Below are 566 nucleotides of genomic sequence, written 5' to 3' on the forward strand. Positions count from 1 at the left end.
AATAATGCGTCTTCACAGGAACCTTGTAGGAGCATGCCGATGAAGCGTTGCAACGCTATCAGTCTCAACACCGAAGAAGCGCAATCCCTGTCGTGTATTTCTTTCCGTGTACGACCAGATCAAGCAGGCGCTCTTCTCGCCTGAGTGGATCGAACGCTTTCGCCGGTCTGAGAACGCCTTCACCCGCACGCGCGACCTTCCCTTCCACCGCCTCGTCAGCTTTCTGCTGAATCTGCGCAAAGGCAGTACCGAACAGGAGCTCAAGGGCTTCTTTGCCACGCTCGAGGAGCAACCGCTGGCTTCGGCCACACCCACCGTCTCAGGTCTGTGCAAAGCCCGCCAGCGCCTCTCGGCGGAGATCTTCCCCGCCTTGAACCGCCAGGCCATCGAGACCTTCCGCGCCGGCTGGGCGACACCCTTGTGGCACGGCTTTCGGCTCCTCGCCGTCGATGGCACCACGCTGCGCCTTCCCAACCATTCGGCACTCGAGGGCTACTTCGGCGCCCAGCCCAGCGGTCCGGTGCTCGCGCGCGCCTCGATGCTCTATGACCTCGGCCATGAGCTGG

The 566-nt window shown here is 62.2% G+C and carries 1 protein-coding gene; it reads left to right on the forward strand.

Going from position 1 to position 566, the window contains the following annotated elements; translation table 11 throughout:
* Positions 1 to 106 precede the first annotated feature (106 nt).
* Positions 107 to 566 (forward strand): transposase (locus tag G3446_RS27230; protein WP_483414744.1); only part of this gene is annotated, 460 nt, incomplete at its 3' end.

It is taken from the genome of Thiorhodococcus minor, assembly GCF_010820565.1.
In the GTDB taxonomy this organism is placed as follows: Bacteria; Pseudomonadota; Gammaproteobacteria; order Chromatiales; family Chromatiaceae; genus Thiorhodococcus; species Thiorhodococcus minor.